The organism is Streptomyces sp. ITFR-21 (assembly GCF_031844685.1).
Classification (GTDB): Bacteria; Actinomycetota; Actinomycetes; order Streptomycetales; family Streptomycetaceae; genus Actinacidiphila.
The window spans coordinates 1,272,845-1,291,799 of record NZ_CP134605.1 but is presented as its reverse complement, the minus strand read 5'-3'; the positions used below and the strand labels follow the sequence as shown (position 1 = coordinate 1,291,799).

At 73.4% G+C, this 18,955-nt stretch carries 12 protein-coding genes; all 12 read left to right on the top strand.

Annotated elements, in window-relative coordinates:
• The first annotated feature begins 105 nt into the window (after positions 1-105).
• The 12 genes from trpB to RLT57_RS05680 all read left to right on the top strand — a co-directional run bounded on the left by trpB (position 106) and on the right by RLT57_RS05680 (position 18,940).
• Entirely contained in the window at positions 106-1,377 is a 1,272-nt protein-coding gene (gene trpB / locus RLT57_RS05735) for a tryptophan synthase subunit beta (protein ID WP_311296275.1), read from the top strand.
• On the top strand, positions 1,374-2,192 hold the full coding sequence (gene trpA / locus RLT57_RS05730) for a tryptophan synthase subunit alpha (RefSeq protein ID WP_311296274.1): 819 nt from the start codon (positions 1,374-1,376) through the stop codon (positions 2,190-2,192). The genes trpB and trpA overlap by 4 nt, the downstream gene beginning before the upstream one ends.
• 99 nt (positions 2,193-2,291) lie before the next feature.
• A complete protein-coding gene (locus tag RLT57_RS05725; protein WP_311296273.1) occupies positions 2,292-3,107 on the top strand; it encodes a DsbA family protein in 816 nt (271 codons plus the stop codon).
• 122 nt (positions 3,108-3,229) lie between these two features.
• Positions 3,230-4,249, top strand: a complete 1,020-nt coding sequence (lgt, locus tag RLT57_RS05720) for a prolipoprotein diacylglyceryl transferase (RefSeq protein WP_311296272.1) — start codon at positions 3,230-3,232, stop codon at positions 4,247-4,249.
• Positions 4,250-4,440: 191 nt separating this feature from the next.
• The gene (locus RLT57_RS05715) at positions 4,441-5,178 is read left to right on the top strand and encodes a VIT1/CCC1 transporter family protein (RefSeq protein ID WP_311296271.1); all 738 of its coding nucleotides are present in this window, start codon (positions 4,441-4,443) and stop codon (positions 5,176-5,178) included.
• A gap of 297 nt (positions 5,179-5,475) precedes the next feature.
• Positions 5,476-10,023: a glutamate synthase large subunit gene (gltB, locus tag RLT57_RS05710; RefSeq protein ID WP_311296270.1), complete on the top strand. Its 4,548-nt coding sequence runs from the start codon at positions 5,476-5,478 to the stop codon at positions 10,021-10,023.
• A complete protein-coding gene (locus tag RLT57_RS05705) occupies positions 10,016-11,479 on the top strand; it encodes a glutamate synthase subunit beta (RefSeq protein WP_311296269.1) in 1,464 nt (487 codons plus the stop codon). The genes gltB and RLT57_RS05705 overlap by 8 nt, the downstream gene beginning before the upstream one ends.
• Before the next feature lie 214 nt (positions 11,480-11,693).
• A complete protein-coding gene (gene pepN, locus RLT57_RS05700) occupies positions 11,694-14,198 on the top strand; it encodes an aminopeptidase N (RefSeq protein ID WP_399128097.1) in 2,505 nt (834 codons plus the stop codon).
• A gap of 809 nt (positions 14,199-15,007) precedes the next feature.
• Positions 15,008-15,784, top strand: a complete 777-nt coding sequence (locus RLT57_RS05695) for an AfsR/SARP family transcriptional regulator (protein ID WP_311296267.1) — start codon at positions 15,008-15,010, stop codon at positions 15,782-15,784.
• 461 nt (positions 15,785-16,245) lie between these two features.
• Positions 16,246-16,842, top strand: coding sequence for a hypothetical protein (locus RLT57_RS05690; protein WP_311296266.1), 597 nt, complete (start codon positions 16,246-16,248; stop codon positions 16,840-16,842).
• 110 nt (positions 16,843-16,952) lie between these two features.
• Positions 16,953-17,975 carry an AvrD family protein gene (locus RLT57_RS05685; RefSeq protein WP_311296265.1) on the top strand — a complete coding sequence of 341 codons (1,023 nt, stop codon included), beginning with the start codon at positions 16,953-16,955 and terminating at the stop codon, positions 17,973-17,975.
• A 143-nt stretch (positions 17,976-18,118) separates the two neighbouring features.
• Entirely contained in the window at positions 18,119-18,940 is an 822-nt protein-coding gene (locus RLT57_RS05680; protein WP_311296264.1) for an ATP/GTP-binding protein, read from the top strand.
• The last annotated feature ends 15 nt before the right edge of the window (positions 18,941-18,955 follow it).

Genomic DNA, 18,955 nt, shown 5'->3' with positions numbered 1-18,955 from the left:
CACCGGCCGACGGCGTAGCACCCCCGGCCGAAGGCGCCGCCGCACCGCCCGCAGGGCCGTATCCCGGCGCGCCCCCCATTCACCTGCCAAGGGCAAAGGCACCCCATGTCAGTACAACCCGCGTTCTTCCTCCCCGACCCGGACGGCCTCATCCCGACCGCCGACGGCTATTTCGGCGCCTTCGGCGGCAAGTTCATCCCGGAGGCGCTGGTCGCTGCGGTGGACGAGGTCGCCGCCGAGTACGAGAAGGCCAAGGCGGACCCCGCCTTCGCCGCCGAGCTGGACGACCTGATGGTCAACTACGCCGGCCGTCCCAGCGCCCTCACCGAAGTGCCGCGGTTCGCCGAGCAGGCGGGCGGCGCCCGGGTCTTCCTCAAGCGGGAGGATCTGAACCACACCGGCTCGCACAAGATCAACAACGTGCTCGGCCAGACCCTGCTGACCCGGCGGATGGGCAAGACCCGGGTCATCGCCGAGACCGGCGCCGGCCAGCACGGCGTCGCCACCGCCACCGCCTGCGCGCTGTTCGGCCTCGACTGCACCATCTACATGGGCGAGATCGACACCCGCCGGCAGGCCCTCAACGTGGCCCGGATGCGGATGCTCGGCGCCGAGGTCGTCGCGGTGAAGTCCGGCAGCCGCACCCTGAAGGACGCCATCAACGAGGCGTTCCGCGACTGGGTCGCCAACGTCGACCGCACCCACTACCTGTTCGGCACCGTCGCCGGGCCGCACCCGTTCCCCGCGCTGGTCCGCGACTTCCACCGGGTGATCGGCGTCGAGGCCCGCCGCCAGCTGCTGGAGCGCACCGGGCGGCTGCCCGACGCGGCGGTGGCCTGCGTCGGCGGCGGCTCCAACGCCATGGGGCTCTTCCACGCCTTCCTGCCTGACACCGGCGTGCGGCTGGTCGGCTGCGAACCGGCCGGGCACGGCATCGAGACCGGCGAACACGCCGCCACCCTCACCCAGGGCGAGCCCGGCATCCTGCACGGCTCCCGCTCGTACGTGCTCCAGGACGACGAGGGCCAGATCACCGAGCCGTACTCGATCTCGGCCGGTCTGGACTACCCCGGCGTCGGCCCCGAGCACTCCTACCTCAAGGACTCCGGCCGCGCCGAGTACCGGGCGGTCACCGACGACGCCGCGATGCAGGCGCTGCGGCTGCTGTCCCGTACCGAGGGCATCATCCCCGCCATCGAGAGCGCCCACGCGCTGGCCGGCGCGCTGGAGATCGGCCGCGAGCTGGGCCCGGAGGCCCTGCTCCTGGTCAACCTCTCCGGGCGCGGCGACAAGGACATGGACACCGCGGCCCGCTACTTCGGGCTGTACGAGCCGACGGCGGACGTCGACGAGGAGCACGAGGTGGCGGCGAAGTGACCGGGAAGATCAGTCTGCTGGAGCGGACCCTCGCCGACGCCAGGGCCGACGGCCGGGCCGCGCTCATCGCCTACCTGCCGGCAGGCTTCCCGACCGTGGACGGCGGCATCGAGGCGGTGAAGGCCGCCTTCGAGGGCGGCGCCGACATCGTCGAGGTCGGGCTGCCGCACAGCGACCCGGTGCTGGACGGCCCGGTCATCCAGACCGCCGACGACATCGCGCTCAAGAACGGCGTCCGGATCGCCGACGTGCTGCGGACCGTGCGGGAGGCGCACGCCGCGGCCGGCAGGCCGGTGCTGGTGATGACGTACTGGAACCCGGTGGACCGCTACGGGCCCGAGCGGTTCGCCGCCGAGCTGGCCGCGGCGGGCGGCGCGGGCTGCATCCTGCCCGACCTGCCGGTGGAGGAGTCCGAGGGATGGCGGAAGGCGGCCGAGCAGCAGGGCCTGGCCACCGTCTTCGTCGTCGCCCCCTCCAGCCGCGACGAGCGGCTGGCCAGGATCACCGCGGCCGGCACCGGCTTCGTCTACGCCGCCTCCCTGATGGGCGTCACCGGCACCCGGGAGAGCGTCGGCGCCCAGGCCGCCGACCTGGTACGGCGTACCCGGGTCGGCACCGACCTGCCGGTCTGCGTCGGCCTGGGCGTCTCCAACGCGGCGCAGGCCGCCGAGGTGGCCGGCTTCGCCGACGGGGTGATCGTCGGCTCGGCGTTCGTCAAGCGGCTGCTGGACCACGAGGGCGACCCCGCCGCCGGGCTCGCCGCCGTACGGGCGCTGGCCGCCGAGCTCGCCGAGGGCGTCCGCAGGCGCGGCTGACCCGTACGGCATCACCCCGGGGACGGATTCTTGTCACCCCGGAGGGCGAAAAACGGTGTGGGGAGACGCGGTGCGCCTCCCCACACCGTTGCCAGAGACGTGAGCCAACGGAACCGTGAGGAAAAGCGCAGCGCCCGCGAGGCGCTCCAGGAACAGCGGGCGAAGGACAAGCACCGGGCCAAGCGCAAGCGGACCCTGGTGGTGGCGGGCGCGGTGGTCGCCGTGCTCGCCGTCGGCGCCGTCATCGGCGTGGTCGTCGCCGGCAGCGACAGCGGCGGCGGCACCGACTCGGCGGGATCGGTGAGCACCCCCCGGGGCACCGTCGGCAAGGACGGCCTGGTGGTCCCGGTCGGCGCCGCCGACGCCCCCTCCACCCTGACGATCTACGAGGACTTCCGCTGCCCGGCCTGCGACTCCTTCGAGAAGTCGTTCACGCCGACCGTGCACGACCTGGAGGGCGGCGGGCAGCTGCGGACCGAATACCACCTGGTCACGCTGATCGACGGCAACCTCGGCGGCTCCGGCTCGCTGACCGCCGCGAACGCCGCGGCCTGCGCGCAGGACGCGGGCCGGTTCCGCGCCTTCCACGACGTGCTCTACGCCGACCAGCCGGACGAGCAGGACGACGCGTTCGCCGACAAGGACACCCTGCTCCGGCTGGCCGGCAAGGTGCCCGGCCTCAGGACGCCGTCCTTCACCGCCTGTGTGAACAACGGCACCCACGACAAGTGGGTGAAGAAGTCCAACGACGCCTTCAACTCCTCCGGGTTCAACTCCACCCCGACCGTGCTGCTCAACGGCAAGAACGTCTACGGCAGCCAGAGCCCGGCGCTGACCCCGGACTCGCTGCGGCAGCTGGTCCGGACGGCGAACAAGGGCAAGCAGCCGGGGAAAGTCACCGCCACCCCGTCCTGAGAGGTCCCCGGCGGGCGGTCCCCGGCGGGCCCGGGGCGCCCTCGGCGGGTGCGGAAGTTATCCACACGTAGCCGGGCGGGTTGCGGGATCACCCGCCCGGCAGGGTAGCGTCGGTGATTGCCATGAACCTCGCATTCATTCCCAGCCCGTCGCACGGCGTCGTCCACCTCGGACCGATCCCGCTGCGCGGCTACGCGTTCTGCATCATCATCGGCGTCTTCGTCGCCGTGTGGCTCGGCGGCAGGCGCTGGATCGCCCGCGGCGGCAAGGCGGGGACGGTCGCGGACATCGCCGTGTGGGCGGTGCCCTTCGGCCTGGTCGGTGGCCGTCTCTACCACGTGATCACCGACTACGAGCTGTACTTCACCAACGGCAAGGACTGGGTCGACGCCTTCAAGATCTGGCAGGGCGGCCTGGGGATCTGGGGCGCGATCGCGCTCGGCGCGCTGGGCGCGTGGATCGGCTGCCGGCGGCGGGGTATCGCGCTGCCGGCGTACGCCGACGCCATCGCGCCCGGTATCGCCTTCGCGCAGGCGATCGGACGCTGGGGGAACTGGTTCAACCAGGAGCTCTACGGCCGGTCGACGGATCTGCCGTGGGCGCTGAAGATCGACCCGGCGCACCGCCCGGAGGCGACGCCGGACATCGCCACGTACCACCCGACGTTCCTGTACGAGTCACTGTGGTGCGTCGGCGTGGCGCTGCTGGTGCTCTGGGCCGACCGCCGCTTCCGCCTCGGCCACGGGCGCGCCTTCGCGCTCTATGTGGCGTCGTACACGGTGGGCCGGTTCTGGATCGAGTCCCTGAGGGTGGACGACGCCCACCACGTCCTGGGACTGCGGCTCAACGACTGGACGGCGGTCATCGTCTTCGCCGGGGCCGTGCTCTACTTCGTGCTCTCCGCCCGCCGCCACCCCGGCCGGGAGGAGACCGTCGAGCCGGACGGCACCGCGGCGGTGGGGCCGACCGGGCCAGACCCGGAAGGACAGGAGGGGCCGACCGGCCCCGGTGCGGCCGACACCGGGCCCGCCGACGTGGCGCGATCCGACACCGAGGCCGGCCAGGACGCCGGCCTCGAACCGGCGGTCGGCACCGGACCGGAGCCCTCCGACCAGCCCGAAGGCGCGTCCAAGGGCCTGTGACGGCCTGCCGCTGACGGCGCCAAACGCGTGGTGAACGGCTGTTTCCGGACTGCGGACAGAGGGCCGAAAGGCCCTCTGCCGACGGTGTTGTCGCAGGTCAGGACAGCCTCCCCTTGCTGGCGGAGAACTGGGGTCGTGCGTACATTCGAACCGCAGGGCGGCGGTGGGCCGCCCCGGGGGAGGGATGACGCATGGCCACCACGGCTGTCGAAGCGATCGCGGCGCCGACCGCGGAGCGTGCGGCGCACCACGAACACCGCGACGTCAGCGGCGGCTGGCTGCGGCCCGCCGTGTTCGGCGCGATGGACGGTCTGGTGTCCAACCTCGCGCTGATGACCGGGGTGGCCGGCGGCGACGTGTCCACCCGTACCGTCGTGGTGACGGGCCTGGCCGGGCTGGCGGCGGGCGCCTTCTCGATGGCGGCGGGCGAGTACACCTCGGTGGCCTCCCAGCGGGAGCTGGTCGAGGCCGAGCTGGCCGTGGAGCGGACCGAGCTGACCCGGCACCCCGACGACGAGCTGCGCGAGCTGGCCGAGCTGTACGTGTCGCGGGGGGTGGAGCCCGCGCTGGCGCGCGAGGTGGCAAGGCAGCTGTCGGCCGACCCCGAGCGGGCGCTGGAGGCACACGCCCGTGAGGAGCTGGGTGTCGACCCGGACGGCCTGCCCTCGCCGCTGGTGGCCGCGGCCTCCTCCTTCGTGTCCTTCGCGCTGGGCGCCCTGCTGCCGGTGCTGCCGTACCTGCTGGGCGCCGCCAGCCTGCTGCCCGCGGTGCTGCTGGCGCTGGCCGGACTCTTCGGCTGCGGCGCAGCGGTGGCCCGGGTCACCGCCCGCTCCTGGTGGTACAGCGGGCTGCGGCAGCTGGTCCTGGGCGGCGCGGCGGGCGGGGTCACCTTCCTGCTGGGCACCCTCATCGGCAGCGCCGTCAGCTGATTCGAGCCGTGTGTTTCCCGCTCGTTTCGGAGACCTCCGCACGGGGCATCAGTCGGTAACGCGCCGGCAGAGCCGCCAGGCTGCGTGACAGGACCCTCCGTACACCCCGCCAGCTCGTGCTGGCCGGAATCGATCCCTCCACCGTCCGGTATGTCCACATACTGGAAGCTCTCATCCGCTTCTCGAACATTCGGTCATCATGTAACCTGCACGAAATCGCAGAGGGCCAACGTCGTCCCTGTTGCCCATGCCTGTGAAGGCAATGCAAACCAGCCAAAAGACGACGACGGGAGAGCCATGCGTTCGCGTTCCGCGTTCATGGACGGGCGCCCCGCCCCGCAGGGGATGTACGACCCCCGCAACGAGCACGACGCCTGTGGTGTCGGCTTCGTGGCCACCCTCACCGGCGAGGCGAGCCACCGGCTCGTCGACCAGGCGCTCACCGTCCTGCGCAACCTGGAGCACCGCGGTGCGACCGGTGCCGAGCCCGACTCGGGCGACGGCGCGGGCATCCTGCTCCAGGTCCCGGACGCCTTCCTGCGGGCCACCGCCGCATTCGACCTGCCGGCCGCCGGGCACTACGCCGTCGGCCTCGCCTTCCTGCCCCACGAGGACGACGACCGTACCAAGGCCGTCGACGCCATCGAGCGGATTGCCGCCGAAGAGGGTCTGACCGTCCTCGGCTGGCGCGAGGTCCCGGTCGACCCCGACCTGCTCGGCGCCACCTCACGCTCCACCATGCCGTACTTCTCGCAGCTCTTCGTCTCCGACGCGCGAGGGCAGCGCGCCGGCATCGAGCTGGACCGGCCCGCCTTCGCGCTGCGCAAGCGCGCCGAGCGCGAGGCCGACGTCTACTTCCCGTCGCTGTCCGCGCGGACCATCGTCTACAAGGGCATGCTGACCACCGGCCAGCTGGAACCCTTCTTCCCCGACCTGTCCGACGAGCGGTTCGCCACCGCCATCGCGTTGATCCACTCCCGCTTCTCGACCAACACCTTCCCGAGCTGGCCGCTCGCCCACCCGTACCGCTTCGTCGCCCACAACGGCGAGATCAACACCGTCAAGGGCAACCGCAACTGGATGCGGGCCCGCGAGTCGCAGCTGGCCAGCGACCTGTGGTCGGGCGACCTGGAGCGGCTCTTCCCGGTCTGTACGCCCGGCGCCTCCGACACCGCCTCCTTCGACGAGGTACTGGAACTGCTGCACCTCGGCGGCCGGTCGCTGCCGCACAGCGTGCTGATGATGATTCCCGAGGCGTGGGAGAACCACGCCTCGATGGACCCGGCCCGGCGCGCCTTCTACCAGTACCACTCCACCCTGATGGAGCCCTGGGACGGGCCGGCCTGCGTGACCTTCACCGACGGCTCCGTGGTGGGCGCGGTCCTGGACCGCAACGGCCTGCGGCCCGGCCGCTACTGGGTCACCGACGACGGCCTGGTCGTCCTGGCCTCCGAGTCCGGTGTGCTGCACGACATCGAGCCCGGCCGGATCGTCCGCAAGGGCCGCCTGCAGCCCGGCCGGATGTTCCTGGTCGACACCGTCTCGCACCGCATCGTCGAGGACGACGAGATCAAGGCCGCCGTCGCCGCCGAGCACCCGTACGCCGAGTGGCTGGAAGGCGGTCTGATCGACCTCACCGAGCTGCCCGAGCGCGAGCACATCGTGCACACCCACGCCTCCGTCACCCGCCGGCAGCAGACCTTCGGCTACACCGAGGAGGAGCTGCGGGTGCTGCTGGCGCCGATGGCCAGGACCGGCGCCGAGCCGATCGGCTCCATGGGCACCGACGCGCCGATCGCCGCGCTGTCCGCGCGGCCCCGGCTGCTCTTCGACTACTTCACCCAGCTGTTCGCGCAGGTCACCAACCCGCCGCTGGACGCCATCCGCGAGGAGCTCATCACCTCGCTGATCTCCACCATCGGCCCGTCCGGCAACCTGCTGGAGCCCAGCCCCGCCTCGTGTCGCAACATCACCCTGCCCTTCCCGGTGATCGACAACGACGACCTGGCCAAGCTCATCCACGTCAACGCCGACGGCGACATGCCCGGTATGAAGGCCGCCACCCTCTCCGGCCTGTACCGGGTCACTGGCGGCGGCGAGGCGCTGGCCGCCCGGCTGGCCGAGATCTGCGCGGAGACCGACGCCGCGCTGGAGGACGGCGCCCGGCTGATCGTGCTCTCCGACCGGCACTCCGACGCCGAGCACGCCCCGATCCCGTCGCTGCTGCTCACCTCGACCGTGCACCACCACCTGATCCGCACCAAGCAGCGCACCCAGGTCGGCCTGCTCATCGAGGCCGGCGACGTACGCGAGGTGCACCACGTGGCGCTGCTCATCGGCTACGGCGCCGCCGCCGTCAACCCCTACCTGGCCATGGAGTCCGTCGAGGACCTGGTACGGGCCGGCACCTTCCTGCCCGGCGTCGACGCCGGGACCGCCATCGCCCACCTGATCAAGGCGCTCGGCAAGGGCGTACTGAAGGTGATGTCCAAGATGGGCATCTCCACCGTCGCCTCCTACCGCGGTGCGCAGGTCTTCGAGGCCGTCGGCCTGGACACCGACTTCGTCGACACCTACTTCCACGGCACCGACACCAAGATCGGCGGCGCCGGCATCGACGTCATCGCCGAGGAGGTCGCCGCCCGGCACGCCAGGGCGTACCCCGTCTCCGGCATCCCCGCCGCCCACCGCCGGCTGGAGATCGGCGGCGAGTACCAGTGGCGCCGCGAGGGCGAGCCGCACCTGTTCGACCCGGACACCGTCTTCCGGCTCCAGCACGCCACCCGCACCCGGCGCTACGACATCTTCAAGCAGTACACCTCCCGGGTGAACGAGCAGTCCGAGCGGCTGATGACGCTGCGCGGACTGTTCGGGCTGAAGGGCGACCGGCCGGCGATCCCGATCGAGGAGGTGGAGCCGATCAGCGAGATCGTCAAGCGCTTCTCCACCGGTGCCATGTCGTACGGCTCGATCTCCCGCGAGGCGCACGAGACGCTGGCCATCGCCATGAACCAGCTCGGCGGCAAGTCCAACACCGGCGAGGGCGGCGAGGACGCCGACCGGCTCTACGACCCCGCCCGGCGCAGCGCCATCAAGCAGGTCGCCTCCGGCCGGTTCGGCGTCACCAGCGAGTACCTGGTCAACGCCGACGACATCCAGATCAAGATGGCCCAGGGCGCCAAGCCCGGCGAGGGCGGCCAGCTGCCCGGCCACAAGGTCTACCCGTGGATCGCCGGCACCCGGCACTCCACCGCGGGCGTCGGCCTGATCTCACCGCCGCCGCACCACGACATCTACTCCATCGAGGACCTCGCCCAGCTGATCCACGACCTGAAGAACGCCAACCCCAAGGCGCGCATCCACGTCAAGCTGGTCTCCGAGGTCGGTGTCGGCACCGTCGCCGCGGGCGTCTCCAAGGCGCACGCCGACGTGGTGCTGATCTCCGGCCACGACGGCGGCACCGGCGCGTCCCCGCTGACCTCCCTCAAGCACGCCGGCGGCCCCTGGGAGCTCGGCCTGGCCGAGACCCAGCAGACGCTGCTGCTCAACGGCCTGCGGGACCGGATCGTGGTACAGACCGACGGCCAGCTCAAGACCGGCCGCGACGTGGTGATCGCCGCGCTGCTCGGCGCCGAGGAGTTCGGCTTCGCCACCGCGCCGCTGGTGGTCTCCGGCTGTGTCATGATGCGCGTCTGCCACCTGGACACCTGCCCGGTCGGCGTCGCCACGCAGAACCCGGTGCTGCGCGACCGCTTCAACGGCAAGCCCGAGTTCGTGGTGAACTTCTTCGAGTTCATCGCCGAGGAGGTCCGCGAACTCCTCGCCGAACTCGGCTTCCACACCCTCGAGGAGGCCGTCGGCCACGCCGAGCTGATCGACGCCGGCCGCGCGGTCGACCACTGGAAGGCGCAGGGCCTGGACCTGGCCCCGCTGCTGTACGTGCCGCAGCTGCCGGACGGCGCCGCCCGGCACCGCATCACCGGCCAGGACCACGGCCTGGACCGGGCGCTGGACAACGAGCTGATCCGGCTCGCCGCCGACGCCCTGGAGACCGGCGCCCCGGTCCGCGCCCAGGTGCCGATCCACAACGTCAACCGCACCGTCGGCACCATGCTCGGCCACGAGGTGACCAAGAAGTACGGCGGCGCCGGCCTGCCCGAAGGCACCGTCGACATCACCTTCACCGGCTCCGCCGGCCAGTCCTTCGGCGCGTTCCTGCCCAGCGGCATCACGCTGCGGCTGGAGGGCGACGCCAACGACTACGTCGGCAAGGGCCTGTCCGGCGGCCGGATCGTGGTCCGCCCCGACCGCGGCGCCGACCACCTCGCCGAAGGCTCCACCATCGCCGGCAACACCATCGCCTACGGCGCCACCGGCGGCGAGCTGTTCCTGCGCGGCCGGACCGGCGAGCGGTTCTGCGTCCGCAACTCCGGGGCGACCGTCGTCGCCGAAGGCGTCGGCGACCACGGCTGCGAGTACATGACCGGCGGCCGGGCCGTCGTCCTCGGCTCCACCGGGCGGAACTTCGCCGCCGGCATGTCCGGCGGCATCGCCTACGTCCTCGACCTGGACCCGGCCGCCGTCAACCCCGGCATGGTCGCGGTCGAGGCGCTGGCCGCAGAGGACATCACGTGGCTGCACGACGTGGTGCGCCGCCACTTCGAGGAGACCGCCTCCACCGTCGCCGAGCGGCTGCTCGCCGACTGGGGCAGCGCCCTCACCCGCTTCGGCAAGGTCATGCCGAGGGACTACAAGGCAGTGCTCGCCGCCAAGAACGCCGCCGAGCAGGCCGGACTCTCCGAGTCCGAGACCACCGCGAAGATGATGGAGGCGGCAAATGGCTGACCCCAAGGGCTTCCTCACCACCCCGCGGGTCAACGCACCGACCCGCCCGGTGGAGGAGCGCAGGCAGGACTGGAACGAGGTCTACGTCCCCGGCGGGCTGCTGCCGATCATCAGCGAGCAGGCCGGCCGCTGCATGGACTGCGGCATCCCGTTCTGCCACAGCGGCTGTCCGCTCGGCAACCTGATCCCCGAGTGGAACGACTACGCCTACCGCGGCGACTGGACCGCCGCCAGCGAACGGCTGCACGCCACCAACAACTTCCCGGAGTTCACCGGACGGCTGTGCCCGGCGCCGTGCGAGTCCGCGTGCGTCCTCGGCATCAACCAGCCCGCGGTCACCATCAAGAACGTCGAAGTCACCATCATCGACAAGGCGTGGGACGACGGCGACGTGCGCCCGCAGCCCCCGGACCGGCTCTCCGGCAAGACCGTCGCCGTCATCGGCTCAGGACCGGCCGGCCTCGCCGCCGCCCAGCAGCTCACCCGGGCCGGCCACACCGTCGCGGTCTACGAGCGCGCCGACCGGATCGGCGGGCTGCTGCGGTACGGCATCCCCGAGTTCAAGATGGAGAAGCGGCACATCAACCGGCGCATCGAGCAGATGCGGGCGGAGGGCACCAAGTTCCGTACCGGGGTGCAGATCGGCACCGACCTGGACGCGGCCAAGCTCGCCCACCGGTACGACGCGGTGGTCATCGCGGCCGGCGCCACCACCTGGCGGGACCTGCCCGCCGAGGGCCGCGACCTCAAGGGCATCCACCAGGCGATGGAGTACCTGCCACTGTCCAACAAGGTGCAGGAGGGCGACTACGTGGCCCCCCCGATCACCGCGGAGGGCAAGCACGTGGTGGTCATCGGCGGCGGCGACACCGGCGCGGACTGCGTCGGCACCGCCCACCGCCAGGGCGCGCTGTCCGTCACCCAGCTGGAGATCATGCCCCGGCCGGCCGACGAGCGCCCGGCCCACCAGCCGTGGCCGACGATGCCGATGGTCTACAAGGTCACCTCCGCGCACGAGGAGGGCGGCGAGCGCGTCTACGCGGTCAACACGGTGCGGTTCACCGGGGACGAGGACGGCCACGTGCGCGAGCTGCACCTGGTCGAGGTGGTCTTCGAGGGCGGCGGTTTCGTCCCCCAGGAGGGCACCGAGCGGATCATCCCGGCCGACCTGGTGACCCTGGCGATGGGCTTCACCGGCACCGACCAGGGCAACGGCATGATCGAGCAGCTCGGCCTGGAACTGGACGCCCGCGGCAACATCGCCCGCGACGGCTCCTACGCCACCAACGTCGACGGCGTCTTCGTGGCCGGCGACGCGGGCCGCGGCCAGTCCCTCATCGTCTGGGCCATCGCGGAGGGCCGCAGCGCGGCGAAGGCGGTCGACGCGTACCTGACCGGCCTGCCCTCCGCCCTCCACGCCCCGATCCGCCCCACCGACCGCCCCCTGACCGTCTGACCCCCGCTTTCCCCGGCCGTCCCGCACAACGGCGTGCGGTACGCGGCAACACCGCAGCGCCCGCCACCCCGACCACCACGGCGGGCGCTGCGCCCTTCCCGCCTGCCCCCGCCTGCCCCCACCCGCCCCCACCTGCGCTCCGCCGCCGGCGACGATCACTTTTTGATCGGAAAGCTGTATCCCCGGACCGGTGCGGTGCGGCAGCATGAACGGTATGCCTGCTCTCACCCGCGCCGAGGCGGAGACCCGCGCCCGCGACCTGACCGTCCAGCACTACGCGATCGACCTCGACCTGACCCGGGGAGAGGAGATCTTCGGGTCGACCACCGTGATCCGCTTCACCGCCCTGCGGGACTGCGACACCTTCGCCGAACTGAAGCCCGCCGCGCTCCACCGGGCGACGCTGGACGGCGCCGACCTCGACCCCGCGCTCCTGGACGGCAACCGGCTGCCGCTGACCGCGCTGGCGGCGGGCGGGCACGAGCTGCGGGTCGAGGCCGACATGCGCTACTCCCACACCGGCGAGGGCATGCACCGCTTCACCGACCCGGCCGACGGCGAGGCGTACGTCTACACCCAGTTGTTCATGGACGACGTGCAGCGCGTCGCCGCCGCCTTCGACCAGCCGGACCTGAAGGCCGTCTTCGACGTCGAGGTGACCGCGCCCGAGCCGTGGACCGTCCTCGGCAACGGCGTCGCGACCCGTACCGCGCCCGGCCGCTGGCAGCTCGCCACCACCCCGCCGCTGGCCACGTACTTCCTCGCGGTGGCCGCCGGGCCTTACCACTCGGTGCGCACCGAGCACGCCGGGCTCCCCTTCGGCCTGCACTGCCGCCGCTCGCTGGCCGAGCACCTGGACCGCGACGCCGCCGAGCTCTTCGACATCACCCGCCGCTGCTTCGACCACTACCACCGGATCTTCGACGAGCCCTACCCGTTCGACTCCTACGACCAGGCGTTCGTCCCCGAGTTCAACGCCGGCGCGATGGAGAACCCGGGCCTGGTCACCTTCCGCGACACCTTCGTCAACCGCTCGGCGGTCACCCCCACCGAGGCGCAGTTCCGGGCGGTCGTCATCGCCCACGAGATGGCCCACATGTGGTTCGGCGACCTGGTGACGCTGCGCTGGTGGGACGACATCTGGCTGAACGAGTCCTTCGCGGAGTACATGGGCTACCAGGTGGTCTCCGAGGCCACCCGCTTCACCGGCACCTGGACCGACTTCGCGGTGTCCCGCAAACCGTGGGGCTCCGACGCCGACCAGCGGCCCTCCACCCACCCGGTGGCGCCCGACCCCGAGGCGGTGCCCGACACCGCCTCCGCGCTCAACAACTTCGACGGCATCTCCTACGCCAAGGGTGCCTCCGCGCTGCGGCAGCTGGTCACCTGGCTCGGCCGCGAGGACTTCCTGGCCGGCATCAACCACCACTTCGCCCGGCACCGGTTCGGCAACGCCACCCTCGCCGACTTCATCGACTCGCTGGCCGGTGCCACCGGACGCGACGTGCCCGCCTGGGCCGACGCCTGGCTGCGTACCACCGGCATCGACACCCTCGCCCCGGCCGCGTCGCCGGCTCCCGACGGCTGGCGGCTGGAGGTCACCCACACCGGCGGCCGCCCGCACCGGGTCGAGGTCGGGCTCTACGACCGGGCCGCCGCCGACCCGGCACGGCTGGTGCCGCGCGAGCGGATCACCCTCGACCTCGCCGCGACCGCGGCCGTCGGCAAACGCGACCTGGCCGGGCCGCGCCCGGACGTGATCCTGCTCAACGACGGCGACCTGTCGTACACCAAGATCCGCTTCGACGAGCACTCCTGGGAGGCCGTCGGCGAGGCCCTCGCCGGGCTGCCGGACCCGCTGAGCCGGGCGGTGACCTGGAAGGCCGCCCGCGACCTGGTCCGCGACGCGCGGAGCGCGCCCGCCGACTACCTGGCCCTGGTCGCACGCCATCTGCCCGCCGAGACCGACCCGTTCGTGGCCGAGGGCGTACTGACCTTCGCCCGCACCGTCGTCGCCGACCGCTTCCTCGCGCCCGAACTGCGCACCGCGGCGCTCTCCTCGCTGGCCGACACCGGCCGGGCGCTGCTGGCCGCCGGAAGCGACGGGATCCGGCTCACCGCCACCCGTACCCTTGTCGACTCGGTGATCACCGACACCGACACCGAGCAGCTGCGCCGCTGGTACGCCGACGGCGCCATCCCCGGCGGGGTGGCCGTCGACCCCGAACTGCGCTGGCGGATGCTGCTGCGGCTGGCCGTGCTGGGCGCGGCGGGTCCGGCCGACATCGACGCGGAGCTGGTCCGCGACCCCAGCGCCAGCGGCCTGGAGGGCGCCGCCCGCTGCCGGGCCGCGCTGCCCGACCCGGACGCCAAGGCCGCCGCCTGGGAAGCGCTGTTCCGCGACGACTCGCTGTCCAACTACCTGTTCACCGCCACCGCCCAGGGCTTCTGGCACCCCGAACAGCAGGCACAGCTCCAGGACTTCGTCCCCCGCTACTGGGCGGACGCCGCCGCGCTGGCCGCCCGGCGCGGGCCCGCCATCGCCGAGGCGGCCGGCCGGCCCGCGTTCCCGCACACCGCCGTCGACGCCGAGACGCTCGCACGCGGCCGCAAGGCCCTCACCGACCCGGCGCTGACCTCGACACTCCACCGCGCGCTGATCGACCGGCTCGACGAACTGGAACGCTCCCTCCGGGTCCGCGCCGCCTTCGGCGGCTGAATTCCCCGGCCGGGGCGCATTCCGCGGAGAAATCCGGGCTGTTCCCGGCGGGATTTCCGGTACGGGGAAGAGGCCGGGCGCATTCGCGGCGCCCGGCCTTCCGTTTCGCCGGGAAATGGCCCAGGGCAAGGGAGTGATGACGGGGAGTGACGAACCGGGCGGCGCGGGTCGGGGCGGGCGGCGGGACGCGGCGGCCCGGCGCCCGAGGCGGGTCCGCGCGGCACGGCGCGGTGACCGCGACCGGCCGCCACCGTCCGGGCCACCGCGCCGGACCGGCCGCCGACCGGGGAAGGCGCAGCGCCCGGCGCCGACCCGCGGCTCCACGACGGGGCTCCGCCGCCGGTTCGGGCCGTTCGGCGCCCGGCCGCCGGGCACGGTCAGCGCATACCGCTCACCGTCACAGGTGTGGACCAGCCCGGTGCGGCCCGGCTCTCCGGCCCCGCGGCCCCGGGGCGGGCGCCGACCCGCCGCGCGGGCCGGGTGCGGCCCGGCGCTCCCGGCCGGCCGCCCCCCGGCAGCCGGCGGACGGGCCGGGCCGCCCGGTCGGCGGTCCGCCGGATACCGCGGCGCCCCGCGCCGACCGGGAACCCCCATGGCTGGTTTCACTCTCCGTCAACACCGGCCGAGACCGTCGACCGGGCCGATCGGTTACGCTCGACCATATGTTCCGCGGCGAGTCGGCGCGGCGTCAGAATGGTTATCCGAGCGCCCTTTGTACGAGGGCGTCGGACACGGGGGCGGCAGTGGACGGACATCGGCTTGAATTGAAGATCTTGGGCCCGCTGGAAGCAATACGAAGCGGGGAGCAATTGGCACTGCCGCGCGGAAAGCCGCGGTGGATCCTCGCCTCGCTCGTCCTGGAGCTGGGACGGGCGGTGCCCGACCGGCGGCTCGTCGAACAGGTCTGGGGCCCGCCGGGCGCCAGCAGCGCCGCGCTGCGGTCGGCCACGTCGCGGCTGCGCGGCTGGCTCGCCGAAGCGGGGCTGGGGGAGGACGTCAGCATCGAGTACACCGGCACCGCCTATGTGATGTACGCCCGGCGGACGGTGCTCGACGCGGCTCGGGCGACCCTGCTCCTGCGGGAGCCCCAGCACGGCCCGCGGCGTTTCGAGGACCTCGTGGAGGCCGCGCAGCTGTGGCGCGAACCGGCGCTCGCCGACGCCCCGCCCGGACTGCGGCACCACCCGGTCACCGCGGAACTCGACCAGATGCGCAGCCGCTGCGTCGTCGAGCTGGGCGAACTCGCCGCCCGGCTGGGCCGGTCGGCCCCGGTGCTCGGCCTGCTGCGGCGGGCCGCCCGGGACGCGCCCTACGACGAGCCGGTGCAGGCGGCGTTCGTCACCGCGGCCCACCAGTGCGGGCTGCGGATGGAGGCGGCACGCCACTACGACATGGTGTGCCGCTACCTGGCGTCCGACCTCGGCGTCAGGCCGTCGCCGGCCCTGCTCGGCGCGGGCCGGGCCCTGCACGGGGAGGAGCCCGGCGGCAGGGAACCGGCCGGCCGCCGCCCCTCGCCGGCCCGCCCGCGCCGGCCGCTGACCGCGCAGGCCACCGTCCGGGGCCCGGCCCCGCACCGCCACTCCTGAACAACTCCCGCGGTACAGGGGCGCCCTGAGCCGCGTGCTCACCGTCGCCCGTCCCGCGCGCCGCGGTCACCGCCTGCACCGTGTCCGCCGCGCCGCCGTGACGTTCCACCGGATTCCGGGATTCCCGGAATCCCGCCGCGCGCAGCGGCCACAGGACCGCGCCGAACCGCCCACCGGCGGCCCTCGGCGCGGTCCGCGCCGTGCGGCCGGTGTTTTCCCGCCAATGTGCCGGCGCCGCCGCGGCGGACCGAAGCGGACGCCGCCGCTTCGGTCCGCCGGCCGCGGGATCCCGCCACCGGTCGGCGTGTTCCGGGCCCCACCATGGATTTCCCCGCCCTGTGGCCGCTTTCACCTGCGCCGATCCGGGTGCATGCGAACTGCCGACGTTCTGCGATCGATCTGCACACGACTTCTCATCGGGGCATCGCACACTCGGGTGAGCGCAACCGAGAATCCCGCTGGTGACCGAAAGGGATACGTTCATGCCCTGGCACTCCTGCGCCCACGGAACCCCGGCCGGCCGGGCCCCCGCCGCCGCCGACTGGCGGCCCGCCGACCCCGTACGCGACCCGTGCCGCGAGGTCGGCGCCGCGCTGATCGTCCTCGAAGGGCCCCGCCGGATCCTGTGGGAGCGGCGCGGCCCTGCCTGCTGGCGCCCGGCCCGGCTGTGGCCCTCGCCCGCCGAACGCCGCGGGCTGGCCGACCACATCGGAGCCGGCCGGCCCCTGGTGGTCGTCCTGGAGGAACTGCCCTGCGCCGTCGAGGTGCTGCCCGAGGAACTCCGGCGCGCACCCGGGCCGCTCGCGGCGCTCGCCCGGCCGGGCGGCGACGGGCCCGCGGCCATCGATATCCCGCCGCTGGACTGGCTGCCCGAGCCGATCAGGGCCCGCGGCCGCGCGTTCGCCGCCTGCGGCCCGGAGCTGATCCGGGCCAACCCGGAACTGCGCCTGTCGGCGCTGGTGTTCGAGCCCGCCGGCGACCGGTCCGGCCCGGTCCGCTTCGCGGTCGCCACCGGCGGCCGCCCCATCCGCGACACCGAACTGGCGCTCCTCGCATGAGCGCGGGACCGGCGGCCGGCGCGCCGAGCGACCCGGCCGCGGCGCCGCGCACCGGCCGCGGAACCGCCCACCGACCGCGGCACCGCGTCCCGACCGGCAACGGAGAGCCGATGAATCCGCACCCCACCCTGCACCACTCCATCGAGGACTGCCTCGGCCCCTCCACGACCCGCTTCTTCGGGGAGGGCTACCGCCGGGTCGGATCCCGGCTCGGCGAACTTAGCGTCCGGCCCGCGCCGTCGGGCGGCGCCGCCACCGCGACGGCCGGGGTCCGGTACCCGGCCGACTGGTCGGTGCGCGAGGCCGCCGACGCGCCGAGGCCCCACCTGAGCACCATCGACACCCTGGTCCTGGCCGTGCAGACCGCGGAGGCGTACCTCACCCACGCCTTCGGCCTCACCGCGGAGCAGCGCCGCAGATCCTGGCTGCGCGGCTTCTCCATGCGCGCCGGCGCCAGACCGCAGGAGGACCTGCTGGACATCCCGGTGACCGCCACCGCCCTGCACACCCTGCCCGCCCGCTGGGGGCTGTGCGCGGCGGTCACCTCCTTCGAGGTACGGATCGGCGCCATGCGGGTCGAGCTGGCGGTGGAGCACGACATCGCCGCGCCGAACGGGCGGACCGCCGCCTGGGCCGCGGCCGACGACCTGCTGGGCGACCCCGACGCGCGCTACTACGGGCGGGCCTTCACCCGCCGGCCGCAGCGGGTGGCCGAGGTGGCCGTGGACGGACCGGCCGGCCGGGTCACCGCCCTGGTCGCGTGCGGCTCCGCGGTCGCCGGCGCGGCGGCCCCCGGCGCCGACCCCACGGGACCCGGCGAGGGCTTCGCCGCCGCCTACGAGCCGTCGCTGTCCATGGTGGACGGCATCGTCGCCACCGCCCAGATGGCCCAGGCGGTCATGTACGCGATGGACGGGGTCGAGCGCCGGCAGACCGGCACGCTCTGGATGCGCCGGCTGGCCATGACCGCCAAGACCCCGTACCAGCCGCTCGACAACGCCTTCGTCTGCTCCCTGTCGGTGCGCCGCAGGCTGCTCGGCCGGGGCGCGGAGGACTGGCGGATGTACGAGGTCGCCGCGCTGTTCCAGGGCATCGCCGTCTCCTCGTCGGTCGCCTACGCCGTCCACGCGTGACCCCCGGCGACCCCGGCACTCTCCTGCCCCCCGCCGACCCCGGCCGACCCCGACCGGCCCCGGCCGACCCCGACCGGCCCCGGCCGGCCCCAACGTCCCCCTGCCCCCCGTATCCGACACCACCGCCAGACGGACGGAGCCCCATGACCACCGAGCAGAAGCAGCAGCACGCGACCCCGGCGCCCGCCGCGGACCCCGCCCGCGGGCGGATCCGCCTGGCCGTCTCCGGCACCTACGGAGTCGGCAAGACGACGACCGCGGAGGCGCTGTCCATCGCCACCGGCATACCGCGCACCCACGCCCTCACCTCACGGGAGATCCTCGCCGACCTCATCCCCGGCAAGACGGTCCAGGAGCTGTCCGCCGACGAGCTGATCCTGCTCGGCCTGCGCCGCCTGGAGGAGCGCGTCCACAACGAGGCCGCGGTCCCCTCCTTCATCTCCGACGGATCGGTCGTCCACGAGTGGGTGTACGGCGAGGCCCGGATGCGGGTGGGTGTCAACCCGGGCGCCGACGCCGTCGTCCGCGGTGTCAAGGCGGTCGCCGGACTGCCGGTCAAGCGCTTCTACCAGCGGTACATGGACGCCTACGGGGTCGTCGTCAAGCAGCGGGCCAAGCGCCTGTACGACGCCTACGTGCACCTGCCGGTCGAGTTCGACATGGTCGACGACGGCCACCGCCCGGTCTCCGAGCGCTTCCGGCGGCTGTCGGACGACCTGCTGGTGGAGGCCCTGGAAGAGCTCGGCATCCCGTATCACGTGGTCGGCGGCACCGTCGAGGAGCGGCTGCGGCGGGTCCTGGAGATCCACCGGCTGCCGGTGGTGGTGCCGGTTGCGGACGCCGTCGAGCAGGCCGTCGAGCGGGTCGGCGCGGCCACCGCCGTGCTCGACGCGCACGCGCGCCGGATGGCGGCCGAGCGGGACCGCTCCCTGCGCCGCCGGATCAGGTACGCGCTGCGGTACTGACCGCCGGCGCCCCGT

Bases quoted from the DNA above. Each gene is read 5' to 3' on its own strand.
- trpB (WP_311296275.1), top strand. From the start codon at position 106: ATGTCAGTACAACCCGCGTTCTTCCTCCCCGACCCGGACGGCCTCATC.
- lgt (WP_311296272.1), top strand. From the start codon at position 3,230: ATGAACCTCGCATTCATTCCCAGCCCGTCGCACGGCGTCGTCCACCTC.
- RLT57_RS05715 (WP_311296271.1), top strand. From the start codon at position 4,441: ATGGCCACCACGGCTGTCGAAGCGATCGCGGCGCCGACCGCGGAGCGT.
- gltB (WP_311296270.1), top strand. From the start codon at position 5,476: ATGCGTTCGCGTTCCGCGTTCATGGACGGGCGCCCCGCCCCGCAGGGG.
- RLT57_RS05705 (WP_311296269.1), top strand. From the start codon at position 10,016: ATGGCTGACCCCAAGGGCTTCCTCACCACCCCGCGGGTCAACGCACCG.
- pepN (WP_399128097.1), top strand. From the start codon at position 11,694: ATGCCTGCTCTCACCCGCGCCGAGGCGGAGACCCGCGCCCGCGACCTG.
- RLT57_RS05685 (WP_311296265.1), top strand. From the start codon at position 16,953: ATGAATCCGCACCCCACCCTGCACCACTCCATCGAGGACTGCCTCGGC.
- RLT57_RS05680 (WP_311296264.1), top strand. From the start codon at position 18,119: ATGACCACCGAGCAGAAGCAGCAGCACGCGACCCCGGCGCCCGCCGCG.